Raw genomic sequence first — 16,024 nt, forward strand, 5'->3', positions numbered from 1 at the left:
ATTACGTCAAAAGATTTGTTTTTTCATCCGGGAAAACGATCTTCGGCTGGAATGTTTTTGCCTCTTCGGGTGTCATCTGCGCATAAGCGATGATAATAATAATATCGTCTTTCTGAACCTTTCTGGCTGCAGGACCATTAAGGCATACTTCTCCGGATTTTCTTTTTCCTTTGATGACGTAGGTGTCAAAACGTTCTCCATTATTGACATTTACGATATAAACCCTTTCTCCCACTACCAATCCGGCAGCTTCAATAAGATCTTCATCAATTGTAATACTTCCTATATAATTAAGGTCTGAAGCCGTAACTCTTACCCTGTGAATCTTAGACTTAAAAACTTCTATTAACATACTGCAAATTTATTAATAATAATTAAAAAAAAGCAGTTAAAATGAATTAAAAACTAATAGATAGATAGGGATTAAAATTTTATTAAAAGTAATTTTTCATGAAATTACTTACGGAATCTATAATCATATCGATAAAAGTATTAAATAGTTTATACGAAATTTAGAATTTAATAAATCAAGAAAATAAATTATCCATTTTGCTAAAGTCAATACACATAAGCATTTGGCATGATTTTAGTGTCGTGTAACGTAGATTTTTCGTGAAAAGTGGAATTATCAAATTTTAACCAATTTCACCGAAAAGCAAAAAATTTTTACATATTTTTATAAAAAAATTGCACATTTAGAAAATAGTATTATATTTGCTATAATTACGAACTAACTTTAATATTAAAAATTATGAACAAGTCTGAATTAATCGACGCAATCGCAAAAGATGCAGGTATCACTAAAGTTGCAGCTAAAGCTGCTTTAGAATCTTTCATTGGAAACGTAACTTCTACATTAAAGAAAAAAGACGGAAAAGTTTCTTTAGTAGGTTTCGGAACTTTCTCAGTAGCTGAGAGAGCTGCAAGACAAGGTATCAACCCTGCGACTAAAAAACCAATCAAAATTGCTGCTAAGAAAGTTGCTAAGTTCAAAGCTGGAGCAGATCTTTCTAACGCAGTATCTGGTGCTAAGAAAAAATAATCATTCAGATTAGAAAAAATTTGAGGCTGTTTCACTGAAACAGCCTTTTTTATTGTAGTACACCGTGGCTTAGAGAGCCTCAGCCACCTTTTTATTGATTTAAAATAAGTTTATTTCACGAAGCAGCGGCTAAGAATCTGGAAGCCACATTATTATTTTACGGAGCCAGTCTTGAAATCTTCCAGTCCAGTCCGTCAATCAGCTCATATACAATCCTGTCATGAAGCCTGTTTGGTCTTCCCTGCCAAAATTCTATTTCATAAGGCTTTGCAATGTAACCGCCCCAGTTTTCCGGTCTTGGAACCTCTTTGTTTTCGTATTCTTTTTCTAATTCTTTAAGCTTTTCTTCCAAAAAATCCCTGTTTGGAATTTCCTGGCTTTGAGGGGAAACTGCTGCTCCAATCTGACTTCCTTTCGGTCTGGAATGAAAATACCCGTCACTCAGGTTTTCTGCAACCCGCTTTAAATCCGCTTTGATGATAATTTGTCTTTCCAGATTCGGCCAAAAAAAGTGGAGACAGGCTTTATGTGTTTTTTCTATAGATTTTCCCTTTCTGCTGTCGTAATTGGTATAAAAAATAAAGCCTTCATGCGTGTAAGCCTTTAGCAAAACCATTCTTGTACGCGGACAACCATCATTTTCCACGGTAGAAATTGCCATTGCATTCGCTTCCGAAATGCCCGGATTCTCGCTTGCTTCCAGAAACCAGTCACGGAATTGTTCAATGGGATTTTGTTTTATCTCACTTTCAATAAGTTGGGACTTCTCATACACTTTTCTTTTGTCGTGCAGGTTTTCCATAAATATTTTTTATTAAATTTGAGTATGAATTACTCATACAAAGGTAAAATATTAATTTCCACACCTGACATTTCCGGGGATATTTTTTCCAGATCGGTAGTCTTGGTTATTGAGCATAACGAGCACGGTGCATTTGGTTTAATATTGAATAAAAAAAACAGCCAGATGAGTAGCAAGTTTAAGGATTTCTTCGATTTTAAAATAGAGGTATATGATGGCGGTCCTGTGGAAAATGACAAAGTTTTCTTTATTGTAAAAGGCAAAATTGTTACGGAAGCCTACACCCAGATCACTGACGAATTTTATATTACAGAAGATATTGAAAATATTATCAGTGCCGTTCTCAGCAAAGAAATCAGTATTGATGATATCAAAATTTTTTCAGGATATTCCGGGTGGTCTGCCCTGCAGCTTGAAGAGGAAGTCCAGAGAAAGGTATGGACGGTGGTAGACGTTTATAACCTTGATTACACTCTGCCAAACGATCAAACACTTTGGAAATCCATCATGCAGAATCTTGGAGGGGAATATCTTCTTTGGGCTAATTCTCCTGAAGATATTTCTTTAAACTGATGAAAAATATTCATTATACAGTGAATAAATGTGATTAAAATTTAACAAACTTTAAGAATCCGTTAACCAATTTTAAGCAAAGAATTCACGTTATTTGTTAAACCAAAATCATTATAAAATGAAAGGATTAAAAGTACTATTGTCACAACTGTTTTCAAAATCATTTCCAACTTTACAACCCATTTACATTAAGCATAAAAAGTAATAATTTGTTTATTTTTTCGTGGAAAATTTCTGCGGATAAAAATACAATTTCTGACATATTCAGAATAAAACCCGGTAAAGGACTTTGGAACTTGTTGTTTACCGGGTTTGTCAATTTTTAAAAACTCCCTTTCCAGCTTTCTGTCAATTCCAAAAACCGGGTATTCCCGAAAGTCTTATTCCTTATTTTACCTACAGAAAACATGCCTTTTTCATCCGAGATCAGCAAAATCTCTTCAGCTTTCTGAGATTCGAAGGCAATAATTTCGTGTTCCTGAATATCTGCAAGATTATTTTTATGTAAAAAAGTAACAAAATTTTCCATCAGCGGAGAAATGTAAGCACCCTCTGTCTGCTTGGGGACTTTTATAATATCTCCTTCCAGAAACAGTAAGTTTCCTGAAGTTGCGCGGGCAATTCTTTTGTTCGGGTTTAACAAAATAACGTCATCAAGGTCATTTTCCTGCGCATAAATTCCGCCGTAAATATTTTCCGGACAGTGAACCCTGATATTGCTTAAAAGATTATTATTAACATTTATTTCCTTGATTAAATCTAATTCTAATGGTCTTTGATGCACAGTAAGAACATCATCCATTTCCGTAACTTCATACAGATAAGAAACTGAAGATTTAGACAAAGTAATTCCATCTGAATTTCTAAAAACCTGGAAATTGATAATAGCAGTATTAATTCCCTTCCCTTCAATTACCTCTTTCTGGAAAAGGTTTTGAAAAAACTCAAGCGTGTAAGACAAAGGAATATTCATCCTCATCTTTCTCATGGAAGCCATCAGGAAAAAATAACATTCTTCATCCATGATCAGCTTAGCATCCCTCACAAAAAAAGAAACCTTTACAGCATCCCCTAAAAGGAATGCCCTGTTTCTCACATTGGTTTCTTCTGATATAAAATATTGATTTTCCAATTTTTAATCTGATTTTTTTACAAAAAAATAATGAACGATTAATCGTTCATCAGTTTTATCATTCAGCACTGCTTTTCTTAAGCAGCACCTAATTTTATTCTAAGGTTTTCGATAAGGTTTTCCCAATACATTGCATTTTCATCTTCATCACCTTCTTCGCAGAAGTCTGTAATGTTCAGGGCAAGATCTTCTGTAATATCATCAATTACGATTGTCATTTCAAAGAAATGCTTGGTTCCTTCATCTTCTTCCCATCTGAAACGCACGAAACCTTCTGGCTTATACCTAATTAAAGTCGCCTTCTCTGCAGGACCTCCACCCCAGCTGAAAAAGAAGTCATCACCTTTCTCTGTAACATCATCCGCAAACCATTCAGACAATCCCTCCGCAGTCGCCAGATATTCATATAAAATCTCTGATAAACAGTGCATTGGAAATTCGTAATGGACTTTATGTTTCGCCATATAATCTTTGTTTTATCGTCCCGCAATATATAAATTAATTTTTTTATTACACAAAAATGTGTTTACTTTTTTACATAATCTTCATGATATTTATCAGAGATATTTAAATAAGTGTTTAAAAAAAATCATTGCCCGATCTACCACATTTCCAACATAAAAAATCTCCCCGTTTCTGAGGAGATTTCTATATTAATTTTCGTTTAAAACATCAATAATAATCTTACATCCTTCCCTGATTTCCTCCCTAGAAATTGTAAGCGGCGGGGAAATTCTCATGTATTCATTTCTGTACAGCTGCCAGAAAACAATAAGGCCTTTTTCCATACATTTTTTTGCAACATCCAGGGTATATTCCGGATTTCCCAGATTTACAGCCAGCATCAGGCCTCTACCGTTGATATTTTTAATTTTAGGGTGAACTAAAAGCTCCCTAAATAATTTTTCTTTTTCATCCACTTCATCCATTAATCCGCTTTCCAGAACTTCTTTCAATGTGGCATAGCTGGAAGCCGCAATCAAAGGATTCCCCCCAAAAGTGGTAATATGACCCAATTTCGGAGAATGTGATAATGAATCCATAATTTTTCCGGAACTCATAAAAGCTCCTACCGGAACACCGCCTCCCATGCCTTTGCCCATCACCAGAATATCAGGAACAATGCCGTAATGCTCGAAAGAGAAAAGCTTTCCCGTTCTTCCAAAACCAGGCTGAATTTCGTCAAGAATCAATAAAGCGCCGACTTCTTCACATCTTTTTTTAAGCTTGATTAAATAATCGTCATTCGGAACCAGAAACCCTGCAGCTCCCTGAATGGTTTCCATAATAACGCAGGCGGTTTTCTCAGTAATCTTTTCGAGATCATTTTCGTTATTAAATTCAATGAAAGAAACCATTGGCAATAACGGGCGGAATTCCCTTTTATGGACTTCATTTCCTGAAACACTCAAAGCTCCGTGGGTATTTCCGTGGTAAGAATTTTTGAAAGAGATAATTTCCTCTCTACCGGTATATCTTTTGGCTAATTTTAGGCTTCCGTCAATGGCTTCTGCCCCACTGTTAACCAGATACGTAATTTCTAATGGATCAGGTGTTGATTCAGCCAATAATTTACACAAAGCGACCGGCTTTTCCTGAGCATATTCACCATAAACCATTACGTGAAGGTATTTTTCTGCCTGCTGTTTAATGGCATCAACTATTTTGGGATGAGAATGCCCCAAAGTATTGGCAGAAACCCCAGCAACAAAATCCAGATATCTTTTCCCGTCTGTTCCGTAAATATAGCTTCCTTCCGCTTTTTCCACTTCAAAACCCGCAGCAAATCTTGTGGTCTGAGCCTGATATATAAAAAAATCTTTTTGCATTTCCATTGTCCGAAATTTTAGCAAAACTAAAAAACATTATTCAAACATCGAAATATTAAGGACAATAAAAAATCGCTCCCGGAATTACCGGAAGCGAACCACCAAATCACAAAATATTAATATAAATTTATCAAATATTCTGATATAAATATATACAAAATTCTTAATTGAAGTACATATTCTTTAAAAATTATTGAAAATATATAAAAATAAACAAATCAATTCAAAACGAATTGAAATATAAATCAACAAAAAACCAATTCCAGTAAGGATTTTCACTTCACTATTAATTGAATAATTTCAGATAAAATTTTTTGATTTAAGGCTATAAGAATCACTCAAAACTACTTATTTCACTAGTTTTAATAAAAAATAATTCACCATTCTTATCTAAAAAATGGTGAATTTTATTTTTAAAGGAGAATTTTTGAATTATCTTCTTACCCTTTTTGGCTTTTTGGCTTCTTCTTTAGCTTTTTCCTTTTCTATTACTTCCTGAGCTTTATTATACAGATCATCATCCAATTCATACTTTATTTCAGGGTAATTAGGCGTGTCTACAAGAATATCCTGCCATTTCATGATCCGGTCTTTCGTATTCCAGTTAAAGTCCGGAAATTTCCGTCTTGCAGGTTCTATTTTGCTCATGGGATAAGTGTCTGAAGTAGCACCAATATTACATTCTACGATGTATAAGGCTTTTTCTTCGAACAGTGCATCAATAATCCCGCATGAAGTCAGCGAGATCCCGATTCTTTCCTTTTGCTTTGTTTCTTTATTTACATCATCAGAATAAGAAATGGCCTGTGCATTTCCAATTACCTTCGCCTCCTTAATATTGTTTTCTTCACCATAATAAACGGTCATCAGCTTGCCTTTCACCTGGTTAAACTCATCTTTAAGGCTTAATGAGTCCACCTTGCTGATGGCAAAAGCATTCCCGATCACCTTTAGAGAATCTATGCTTTCTTTTTTAGTATCAAAATAAGCTTCTACCTTATCACCGGTCACCTGCTTTCCATTACTCCATAAAATAGGATCCCTAAACATGTGGAGTACGCCATCTGTTTCATTGAATGCAATAGAATCTGCCCTTCCCTGCGCATTAGACTTATACATTCTTGCTTTTCTGAAAGCTCGAAGAAAGCTCTTTTTGACCGTAATATCTGCAGCATCCGGTTTTTGAAAAGAGATAATCTTTTCAGCTGCAAAATACATTGAATCCTTCTCCAAAGCCTTTACAGCATACGGATTCTGAGTAATCATCGCAGAATCTTTTTTCTCAAAGATCTCTCCGTATCCGCCTTTTATCCATCTTCTTTCCAAAGGATCATCCAGCGTAACATTTCCTGTTGCTTTTCCAAATCCCGTGAGCTGATTGTAGTACATATCATCCCCGGTAAGAATTTTATCGTTATAAAAAATCTTGGAGTTTTTCTTTAAAAAAGCTTCTTTAGTATTGGAATTATAGGTTCCTCTTTCCGTATAGACACGGTTTTTCGGGTTGTCGCGGCGTGTTATTGTTGTAGGCCCGAAAAACTCGGCTACTTTTGTATTCTGATTTTGCTTGATATTATCACCTTCAATGATGTAATCTTTGCTGTCAATCTTTACCCTTCCTGTAAAATCTACAATTTTGGTATCGAGAAAATAGGTTGCTGACTTTGTATACATCGAGCTCTGCCCGTCTGTAATGGTACCTCCTGTATTGAAATACGCCTGATTGGAAAGCCTGTCGTAGTACATTACTTCCGTTCTGATGGTTTGTTTCGGGTCCGTAAGAACTACGTTTTTCCTTGCAATTCCTCTTTGGGTATTGCCGTCATATTCCATTTCTTCAGCGGTAATTACAGAACCGTCTGCATTCTGAAGCTTTACATTTCCAATGGCTTTTACAAAGTTTTCACCTTCATATACAATCACCTCATCTGCCGTAAGAACGGAACCCTGATGCTCAAATTGTACATTTCCTGTAAAATAATTGTTCCCGTCATACTTGTTGGGATCTTTTATCAGCTTATCAGAATGAATGTGCTTCACCTTTTCTGCAGGTGGTGCATTTTTTTTGGGAGCTGTTGCGGGTGCAAAATACGGGTCTTTCTGCAAAGGTTTCGGAGTAACCTGAGCAGCCGTAAATGTTGAAATAAAAACTAAGAGAGCAAAAAACAGCCTCATTGATTGATTAATCATTCTTAGTGCCATAAAAATACAGCGAATGAGAATCAATTTTTACGCCAAATGCTTCCTCAATAGCTTCTTTAATCCCTTGAATTCTCGGGTCGCAAAACTCAATAATCTCCTCAATTTCCTTATCCGAATCTTTTTTGTAAATCACCAAATGATCATGCTGCTTATCAAAATAAGATTTTTCATAGGATGAAGAAGTCAACGTTTTTTCACCGAACTGATGCTTACGGATCAGCCCTGCATCAAGGAATATCTCAATAGTATTGTAGATCGTAGCTTTGGAAACGTGATATTTTTTCTGCATCATCAGAAGATACAGATCATCCACATTAAAGTGGTGATCCATATTATATATTTCTTCCAATATCGTATATCGTTCCGGAGTGTTTCTGAAACCTTTTTCTAATAAATAGTTTCGTAAAACATCTTTAATTAACGCAATATTTTTTTCTTTTTGTACAGTATCCATCAAAAAAATTATCTACAAATTTATTGATTTTTATTTAAATAAATATTGGACGGGTATGTTAAAGAATTTAGCTGTTGTGCCTGATAAATTCACACTGTTCAATTCTTGACTTCCCTACACAGTCTTCCGTCATAGGCGCGGATTCCACCACTACATTATGTGAAGTGATACCCCATGCTTTGAAGTCGTCACTGCCAATATATTTAACAAAATTGTAGATATTTAAGATAATTTTCTCTTTTACCGTCAAAAGTATATCGTTGATATAGGTGTTATCTATAATCACATATTTCAAATCCGGCGGGATATTGTGAGCTCTTAATGAAGGATGGCTGCTTCGGGAAGGAATGGTTCCGTCTGCCATAAGATCTCTTAAAACCATATCGAAGTAATCATTAATTCTCCTGTCAATCTTAAATCCTAACATGAAATTAATTTTATAAATCGTACCCGGAAGAACTTCGTCCACAGCATATTTGAATGTGTAAGGATCTTCCTGATTGGTAATGCTCAGGATAAAATAATGATCTGCACGCTTCGGCTGTTTTTTGATAATAGAATAAATGATTTTTGATTCTATTTCGTCATTTCTTTTGGCTCTGCTCAGATAAGCAAGGTTGGTGGCATATTTAGGAATTGTTTCATCCAGCTTCATATCTTTAATGATAGGAATATATTTATCAAGCTTAATGAATTTGATGAACTTTGTTTTAATAGACCTTCCGTTGTACCATGCATACATACAGATTCCGATGAATCCGCCCAATACAACAGTAATCCAACCGCCTTCCATGAATTTAATCACGTTTGCACTGAAAAATCCTAATTCTATTGCTAAATAAACCAATGCAAATACAAGGATTAAAAGTTTATTAATTCTGTGTTTTAAAAGCCAGAAAACAAGCAAAATGGTAGTCATCAACATGGTAACCGTGATGGAAAGACCATAAGCCGCCTCCATTTTACCCGACTCCTTAAAGTGAAGAACCACAATAATGCAAAACAGCAAAAGTCCCCAGTTGATTCTCGGAATATACATCTGCCCTTTAACCCCTGACGGATAATCAATTTTTTGATTTGGCCATAAGTTAAGAGACATTGCTTCAGAAAAAATAGTAAACGAACCTGTAATCAAAGCCTGGCTGGCAATAATAGCCGCCGCCGTTGCCATGATAACTCCCGGAACGATCATCCATTCTTCCATAATTCCGAAGAAAGGGTTGACTACGGAAAATCCCGGTTTTTCATAATTTGTTAAAAGCCAAGCGCCTTGTCCAAGATAATTTAAAATCAACATAATCTTAACAAATACCCAGCTAATTCTGATGTTTTTTGCACCACAGTGTCCAAGGTCGGAATAAAGTGCCTCTGCCCCCGTAGTACAAAGGAAAACAGCACCTAAGATAATAATAGCACTTGGTGAATTAACGATTAATTTATAAGCGTAATATGGATTGAATGATCTTAAAATTTCAAGATTTTCGCTTAAATGAGATAATCCCAATCCTCCTAACACAAGAAACCAGATGACCATTACCGGACCGAAAAACTTACCTATAAAGCTTGTTCCAAACTGCTGCACTACAAAGATCACAATCAAAATAGCTATGGTAATAGGCACCACCGGCGTATGAGGATTATAGATCTGAAGACCTTCAATGGCAGACATTACCGTAAGCGAAGGAGTAATAACCCCATCCGCAATCAATGCCGCCGCTCCTACAATTGCAATAAGATACAGCCAGCCCTTTTTAAGGTTTTTAACCAAAGAAAATAATGCTAAGATACCACCTTCCCCTTTGTTATCAGCCCGTAAAGCTATGATCACATATTTTACCGTCGTCTGCAGGGTCAGGGTCCAGATAATACATGACAGAGCACCTTCTATATACTCATTGAAAGGCATTGTACTCCCTTCATTTCTTGCATTTACAATTGCTTTCATTACGTAAAGCGGTGAAGTACCAATGTCTCCGAAAACAATTCCTAAAGAGACCAAAACTCCAATGAAAGAAAGCTTTTTAATGTCAAAATGATGACCGCCTTCTGTAACTTCTGCCATATCAGCTAATTTAATTTTAAAAGCGCAAATTTAAATCAAATTTACATCTCCATGAATTAATATCCATGAATATAATAAATGAAAAAACTTCCTTTCGGAAGTTTTTCTCTATAATCATTACTTTACGTACATTGCTTTTTTGATTTCCTCTTTTACTTTTTCAAGTTTCGGGAACCATTCTGCGAATAATGCAGCGGAATAAGGAGCCGGAGCATCAGGAGTAGTAATTCTCTTAACAGGTGCATCCAGATAGTCAAATGCTTTCTGCTGAACCATATAAGTAATCTCAGATGCTACAGAACCGAAAGGCCACGCTTCTTCTAAAACTACAAGTCTGTTTGTTTTTTTAACTGAAGCTAAAACAGTATCGTAATCCAACGGACGAACCGTTCTAAGGTCGATAACCTCTACTGAAATACCTTCTTTAGCCAAATCTTCAGCAGCCTGGATAGCCAGCTTCATGATTTTTCCAAAAGAAACCAATGTTACATCACTTCCTTCTCTCTTGATATCTGCTTTTCCAATAGGGATATAATATTCTTCCTCAGGAATTTCCATTTTATCTCCATACATCTGCTCAGATTCCATGAAAATTACCGGGTCATTATCCTGAATAGCTGTTTTCAATAATCCTTTCGCGTCATAAGGGTTTGAAGGAACCACTACTTTCAGTCCCGGGCAGTTGGCATACCAGCTTTCGAAAGCCTGAGAGTGCGTAGCACCCAGCTGACCTGCGGAAGCAGTAGGACCACGGAAAACGATAGGACAATTCCACTGACCACCGCTCATCTGACGGATTTTTGCAGCATTATTGATAATCTGATCAATCCCCACCAATGAGAAATTGAAAGTCATAAATTCTACGATTGGTCTGTTTCCATTCATTGCAGCTCCCACAGAAATCCCTGCGAAACCAAGCTCAGCAATTGGTGTATCGATTACTCTCTTAGCACCAAATTCATCCAGTATTCCTTTTGAGGCCTTATATGCACCATTGTATTCTGCAACTTCCTCCCCCATTAAATAGATGGATTCATCTTTACGCATTTCCTCGCTCATTGCCTGTGCAATTACCTCACGAAAAGTATATTCTGCCATATTTTTTTGAAAAATTTAGACTACAAAAATAGTGTTTTTTTATTATTTACATAACAAAAACGACATCTCTTTAAGGGAAATGCCGTTTATTAATTATCATTTAACCTGATTAATTAGCTTTTTGCCAGGTCTGTGTTCTTCCGATCAATGATAAACCGATGTAGCCTCTCACGTTCAGGTTATCTCCGCTTTTAGTGATGGTACACTTGTAAGTTTTGCCTGTTTTCGGGTCTGTGATGGTTCCTCCTGTGAATTCGTTACCGTCTTTTTTTAATCCTCTGATAATTTCCATTCCCAGAATCGGCTTATTTTTTCTGTCGTCCTTACATTCTGTACAATTGGGATTTGTTGGCTTTATCAATAATTGAGAAACCTTCCCATAGTACTTACCGTCTGACTTTTTATAGATTTCAACAATAGATTTTGCCTGCTTTGTTTCATCATCTATGGTCTTCCATTTTCCTTCTATCTGTGCAAATGACATTACACCGAAAAGTGAAAGCACAACTGTCATTAATAATTTTTTCATATTTTTTATTGTTTTAATTCTAATAAAATATTTTTGTTGTCTAATTACTGTTAAAAATATAAATTAATTTCAAACAAACAAATATATTTATTATCCACAACATATATTACAATAGAGATGCCAAAGCATGTGAAGCCGATAAGCCTATTTGCCTTCTTTGTACTTAATACATTTTCCTGTTGATCACACGGTTCATATAATCCTGATACCAGGCTTTAGCGATCAGTTTACCTTTTTCAACTTCAGAATTTCCTTTCAGCTGATCCATGATATTTTTTTCCAGGCCTAAATCTGTTTTGTCAAAAACTCCCACTACTTCTTTCCCATCAAAACGATAAATATAATTTCCTATGATAAATTGTTCCACTGCACCGTCTGAATTAGCAATAACAGGAGAATATTGCTTTTCGCTCACAAGGCTTCTTCCCCAGCTTCTTATTTTTTTATTATAACCAATTAAATCCGCCAAAGTAGGATAAATATCAATCTGCTGGGCTACTTCATTATTTACCCCTTTTAAGTTATATTCTGGATTAGGAGAATATAGTATGATAGGAACCGCAAAACGATTCATAATTTTCTCATATTCTGAATAATAAACTTCATTGGTATGATCTCCGGTGAAAACAAAAATAGTATTATTGAACCAAGGCTCTTTTTTAGCCGTTTCAAAATATTTTTTGATAGCATAATCCGTATATTGAATAGGCTCATGCATCTGGTTTTTGCCTTTTTTAAATTTACCGTTATATTTTTCAGGGATTTTAAATGGATGATGGGATGAAGCTGTAAAAACTGTGGCCATGAAAGGCTGGTTTTTCCCTACATTTTTAGCAAAATATTGAAGAAAAGGCTCGTCCCAAATCGCCCACATCCCGTCGAAATCTTTATCATTATTATATTCCGTTTTTCCGAAATAATGTTTAAAACCTAAAATATTTCCAAAACCAAGAAAGCCCATCGAACCATTCGGAGCACCGTGATAGAAAGAGGTATCGTAACCCATTTCATTGCAGACAGAAACAATCGACTGAATTTTCTGATTAGAATAAGGCGAACTCGTAAATGCATCCGTAAGACTCGGAATTCCGGCTAAAACAGAGCTCATTCCGTGAATCGACTGCCGTCCGTTGGCAAAAGTATTCGGGAAAATCAGGCTTTCATTCGCCAGGCTGTCGATAAATGGAGTATAGGAAACATAATCCTTAATATTTTTATCTTTATTAAAAGCCCCGGAATATTCCCTGCTGAAAGATTCTACAATGAAAATGACAATATTCGGTTTACTGGCAACTTTTCGATCATAAATTTTATACGGCTGAATATTTTCATCTATAAATTTTTCATCTACGAAATGAACTTCTTTAAAATTATTGGTATTTAATGTTCTGAAAAATGAAAAAGTACTGTTCAGCACCATATTTCCCTGTGAAGGAAGCTTTACAAACCTATTGGCATCCACCAAATTGATAGGCCTTGTACTATGCTTAAAATCTCCACGGATTCCGCCAACCGCCAAAACCGTCGTTGCACAAAGCGTAAGAACCGACCAGATAAAATAAGGAACCAGCTTTACGGGTTTTCTTTCTGTTATATTCACTCTTTTATAAAGAAAAATCCAGAGCCACATTAATACAATAAACCACAATAAAACATAGGGATTCTGCATCAGTGAAGCTGTAAAAACCTTGAAAATATTATTCTCATGCTGTGCTACCTGAAGTGCGGCCGAAGTAAGTCTCATCTGGGAAAATTTGAAATAAACAAAATCCCCGAAATTCATGGCATAAGCAATCCCGTTGGTAATGAAATAAATCCAGAAAAGTACTTTCTGATATGTCTTTTTCGTATTAATGATAATAGGAATAAGGCTCATCAATATGAACAATGCATTTACATACAAAATCGCCGTTGTATCAAACGCAATACCGTGATACGAAAGACTGAAATAATCTGATACAGATTCCACTTTTATCAGGTTTCGATTGAAAAACCAAAACAAAAACCTTGCTATCTGGTAGAAAAAATAGGCTAATAAAATCCTGTACAAAAGCACCAGAACTTCCTGTTTTCTAAATTCCTTAAAAAATTTCATGCCGCAAATTTATCAAAATTAATGAAGTAATTTAAAAATCTACCCGTATAACAATTATTGGAACATTGTTAAATTGCTACATTGTTAAACTAATTTATTATTTTAATTTTGTGCCTATGAATTTTATTAAAAATAATCTTGCCAACGCAATTACTCTGGGAAATCTTTTTTCCGGTTGTGTGGGCGCAATCCATATTATTTCGGGTGATTATCAAACGACTGCGATTTGTATAATTCTTTCCCTGATTTTGGATTTTTTTGATGGTTTTGTGGCAAGAGCTTTGAAAGCGAATTCTAATTTGGGAGTACAGCTGGATTCTCTGGCTGATATGGTGAGCTTCGGATTGGTTCCGGGACTGACAATTGTGGTGGCACTAACAGGAATCGACCTTAGGGATCCTTTAGAATCCATAAATTATGCATCAATACTTGCAAGCAACAATCTGTGGGTACCTTATCTGGGACTGTTCATCACTCTTTTTTCATGTTTAAGACTGGCAATTTTCAATTTGGATGAAGATCAGAAATATTATTTTAAAGGCTTAAATACGCCCTCAAATACCATATTAATTTTTGGGCTATACTATGCTAATAAAGAAGTCGGAAGCTTTGAATTTCTCTTTAAAAACCAAATATATCTTATTATTCTGACAATTATCTCATCCTGGCTTTTAATCAGCCCTATCAAAATGATTGCGATGAAATTCAAGTCGATGAAACTGAAGGACAATTATCCGAAACTAGCTCTGCTGATCGGGGCTATTATTATTTTAACAGTCTTTAAAGCTGTTGGAATTCCGATAATTATTATTTATTATATTTTAATATCAATTATTTTTCAGAAACAGCTTACATAAGTTATAAGTTTTGAGTTATTAGTGATAAGTTTAAAAATATTCAACTCATTTTAGCTCATAATTTATAACTTCAACTCATAATTATAAAAAAATGAATTTAAAACTCCATAAACCCCTTTGTGTCTTTGATTTAGAAACTACAGGAACCAATATCGGGAAAGACAGGATTGTTGAAATCTGTATTTTAAAAGTAAATCCGGATGCTTCCAGAGAAAGCAAAACCTGGCGTGTAAATCCGGAAATGCCGATTCCAAAAGAATGCAGCGACATCCACGGAATTTATGATGAAGATGTAAAAGACGCCCCCACTTTCAGGGAAATTGCCCCGAAAATCATGGAAATGCTGGCAGGAAGTGATTTGGGAGGCTTTAATTCTAATCGTTTTGATGTTCCTCTTTTAGCGGAAGAACTATTAAGAGTGGGAATTGATTTTGATCTAAGCAAGTTCAGGCTGGTGGATGCACAGACTATCTACCATAAAAAAGAACCGAGAAATCTAAGCGCAGCTTACCAGTTTTACTGTGGAAAAACATTGGAAAATGCCCATTCTGCCGAGGCTGACGTGATGGCTACCTTCGAGGTTCTGGATGCGCAGGTGGGAAAATATGAAGATATTCCGAACGAGATAGGACCTTTGAGCGAATTCACTTTCCATAATAAGCATGCGGATCTGGCAGGATTTATCGGGTATAATGAAAAGTCTGAAGAGGTTTTTAACTTCGGAAAGTATAAAGGACAATGCGTAAAGGTGGTTTTCCAGAAAGACCTTGGATATTTCGGGTGGCTGCAAAATGCTGAATTCCCGCTATATACAAAGAAAGTGTTCACAAAAATCCAATTATCATGTAGATTTTAAAATATGAGCGAATTAGTTAAGTTCAAGTTTTACGAAACGGCTCTTCAGGCCAACAGAGATAAGCAGATTCTTGCTGAAAGCGGAATCAACAGCTTTATCGCGAACGAACAGCTGATCCAGTCGGATTGGCTTCTTTCTCAGGCGGTCGGGGGAATCCAGCTTCAGGTTTTCGAAGATGATCTGGAAAAAGCACAGCAGGTTCTCCAGGATTATAAAGAGAATGAAGAATTTGCTCTGGAGGTGGAACACACCATAGAAAACCCTGATTTTGATTTTCTATGCCCAAAATGCGGCTCCAACCATATTTACAGAGACGACAGCGCAACAAGCTTTTTTGGTGTGTCTATTCTTACAAGCCATAAGTTTGTGTGTTATTATTGCGGGAATGAGTTTATGCATTAAAAATTAAATGAAAACTTTGTCATTCTGAACGAAATGAAATGGAGTGAAGAATCTATTTGATCTGAATTTCCATGGTATCTGTCATTCCGTA

General features: G+C 35.7%; 16 protein-coding genes. 5 read left to right on the forward strand and 11 right to left on the reverse strand.

Going from position 1 to position 16,024, the window contains the following annotated elements:
- Position 1: 1 nt before the first annotated feature.
- The gene (gene panD / locus H560_RS0109745) at positions 2–352 is read right to left on the reverse strand and encodes an aspartate 1-decarboxylase (protein ID WP_027379879.1); all 351 of its coding nucleotides are present in this window, start codon (positions 350–352) and stop codon (positions 2–4) included.
- A 399-nt stretch (positions 353–751) separates the two neighbouring features.
- Between panD and H560_RS0109750 the strand changes: the two genes are divergently transcribed.
- Positions 752–1,042: an HU family DNA-binding protein gene (locus H560_RS0109750; protein WP_027379880.1), complete on the forward strand. Its 291-nt coding sequence runs from the start codon at positions 752–754 to the stop codon at positions 1,040–1,042.
- A gap of 157 nt (positions 1,043–1,199) precedes the next feature.
- Here H560_RS0109750 and pdxH read toward each other — a convergent pair whose 3' ends face one another.
- Complete coding sequence (gene pdxH / locus H560_RS0109755; protein ID WP_027379881.1) at positions 1,200–1,844, reverse strand: pyridoxamine 5'-phosphate oxidase; 645 nt, start codon at positions 1,842–1,844, stop codon at positions 1,200–1,202.
- Positions 1,845–1,868: 24 nt separating this feature from the next.
- Between pdxH and H560_RS0109760 the strand changes: the two genes are divergently transcribed.
- Positions 1,869–2,417, forward strand: coding sequence for a YqgE/AlgH family protein (locus H560_RS0109760; protein ID WP_027379882.1), 549 nt, complete (start codon positions 1,869–1,871; stop codon positions 2,415–2,417).
- A gap of 322 nt (positions 2,418–2,739) precedes the next feature.
- Here H560_RS0109760 and H560_RS0109770 read toward each other — a convergent pair whose 3' ends face one another.
- The 9 genes from H560_RS0109770 to H560_RS0109810 form a co-directional block, all read right to left on the reverse strand.
- Positions 2,740–3,549 (reverse strand): aminotransferase class IV, encoded by an 810-nt coding sequence (locus tag H560_RS0109770; RefSeq protein ID WP_027379883.1) that lies wholly within the window; start codon positions 3,547–3,549, stop codon positions 2,740–2,742.
- A gap of 77 nt (positions 3,550–3,626) precedes the next feature.
- Positions 3,627–4,013: an START-like domain-containing protein gene (locus tag H560_RS0109775; RefSeq protein WP_027379884.1), complete on the reverse strand. Its 387-nt coding sequence runs from the start codon at positions 4,011–4,013 to the stop codon at positions 3,627–3,629.
- 189 nt (positions 4,014–4,202) lie between these two features.
- Complete coding sequence (locus H560_RS0109780) at positions 4,203–5,378, reverse strand: aspartate aminotransferase family protein (RefSeq protein WP_027379885.1); 1,176 nt, start codon at positions 5,376–5,378, stop codon at positions 4,203–4,205.
- Positions 5,379–5,810: 432 nt separating this feature from the next.
- Entirely contained in the window at positions 5,811–7,553 is a 1,743-nt protein-coding gene (locus H560_RS0109785) for an OstA-like protein (RefSeq protein ID WP_027379886.1), read from the reverse strand.
- Between the two features lie 7 nt (positions 7,554–7,560).
- A complete protein-coding gene (locus H560_RS0109790) occupies positions 7,561–8,034 on the reverse strand; it encodes a Fur family transcriptional regulator (RefSeq protein WP_027374694.1) in 474 nt (157 codons plus the stop codon).
- A gap of 67 nt (positions 8,035–8,101) precedes the next feature.
- Entirely contained in the window at positions 8,102–10,096 is a 1,995-nt protein-coding gene (locus tag H560_RS0109795; RefSeq protein WP_027379888.1) for a KUP/HAK/KT family potassium transporter, read from the reverse strand.
- A 117-nt stretch (positions 10,097–10,213) separates the two neighbouring features.
- Positions 10,214–11,194, reverse strand: a complete 981-nt coding sequence (locus H560_RS0109800) for a pyruvate dehydrogenase complex E1 component subunit beta (RefSeq protein WP_027379889.1) — start codon at positions 11,192–11,194, stop codon at positions 10,214–10,216.
- A 109-nt stretch (positions 11,195–11,303) separates the two neighbouring features.
- Positions 11,304–11,723, reverse strand: coding sequence for a DUF2147 domain-containing protein (locus tag H560_RS0109805; RefSeq protein ID WP_027379890.1), 420 nt, complete (start codon positions 11,721–11,723; stop codon positions 11,304–11,306).
- A gap of 163 nt (positions 11,724–11,886) precedes the next feature.
- Complete coding sequence (locus H560_RS0109810; RefSeq protein ID WP_027379891.1) at positions 11,887–13,818, reverse strand: LTA synthase family protein; 1,932 nt, start codon at positions 13,816–13,818, stop codon at positions 11,887–11,889.
- Positions 13,819–13,934: 116 nt separating this feature from the next.
- Here H560_RS0109810 and H560_RS0109815 point away from each other — a divergent pair, with 116 nt between their 5' ends.
- From H560_RS0109815 to H560_RS0109825, 3 genes are all read left to right on the forward strand, one after another.
- Positions 13,935–14,675 (forward strand): CDP-alcohol phosphatidyltransferase family protein, encoded by a 741-nt coding sequence (locus H560_RS0109815; RefSeq protein ID WP_027379892.1) that lies wholly within the window; start codon positions 13,935–13,937, stop codon positions 14,673–14,675.
- A 91-nt stretch (positions 14,676–14,766) separates the two neighbouring features.
- Positions 14,767–15,531: a 3'-5' exonuclease gene (locus H560_RS0109820; RefSeq protein WP_027379893.1), complete on the forward strand. Its 765-nt coding sequence runs from the start codon at positions 14,767–14,769 to the stop codon at positions 15,529–15,531.
- A gap of 3 nt (positions 15,532–15,534) precedes the next feature.
- The gene (locus H560_RS0109825) at positions 15,535–15,933 is read left to right on the forward strand and encodes a putative signal transducing protein (protein ID WP_027379894.1); all 399 of its coding nucleotides are present in this window, start codon (positions 15,535–15,537) and stop codon (positions 15,931–15,933) included.
- The last annotated feature ends 91 nt before the right edge of the window (positions 15,934–16,024 follow it).

Source organism: Chryseobacterium daeguense DSM 19388, from assembly GCF_000430825.1.
Classification (GTDB): Bacteria; Bacteroidota; Bacteroidia; order Flavobacteriales; family Weeksellaceae; genus Chryseobacterium; species Chryseobacterium daeguense.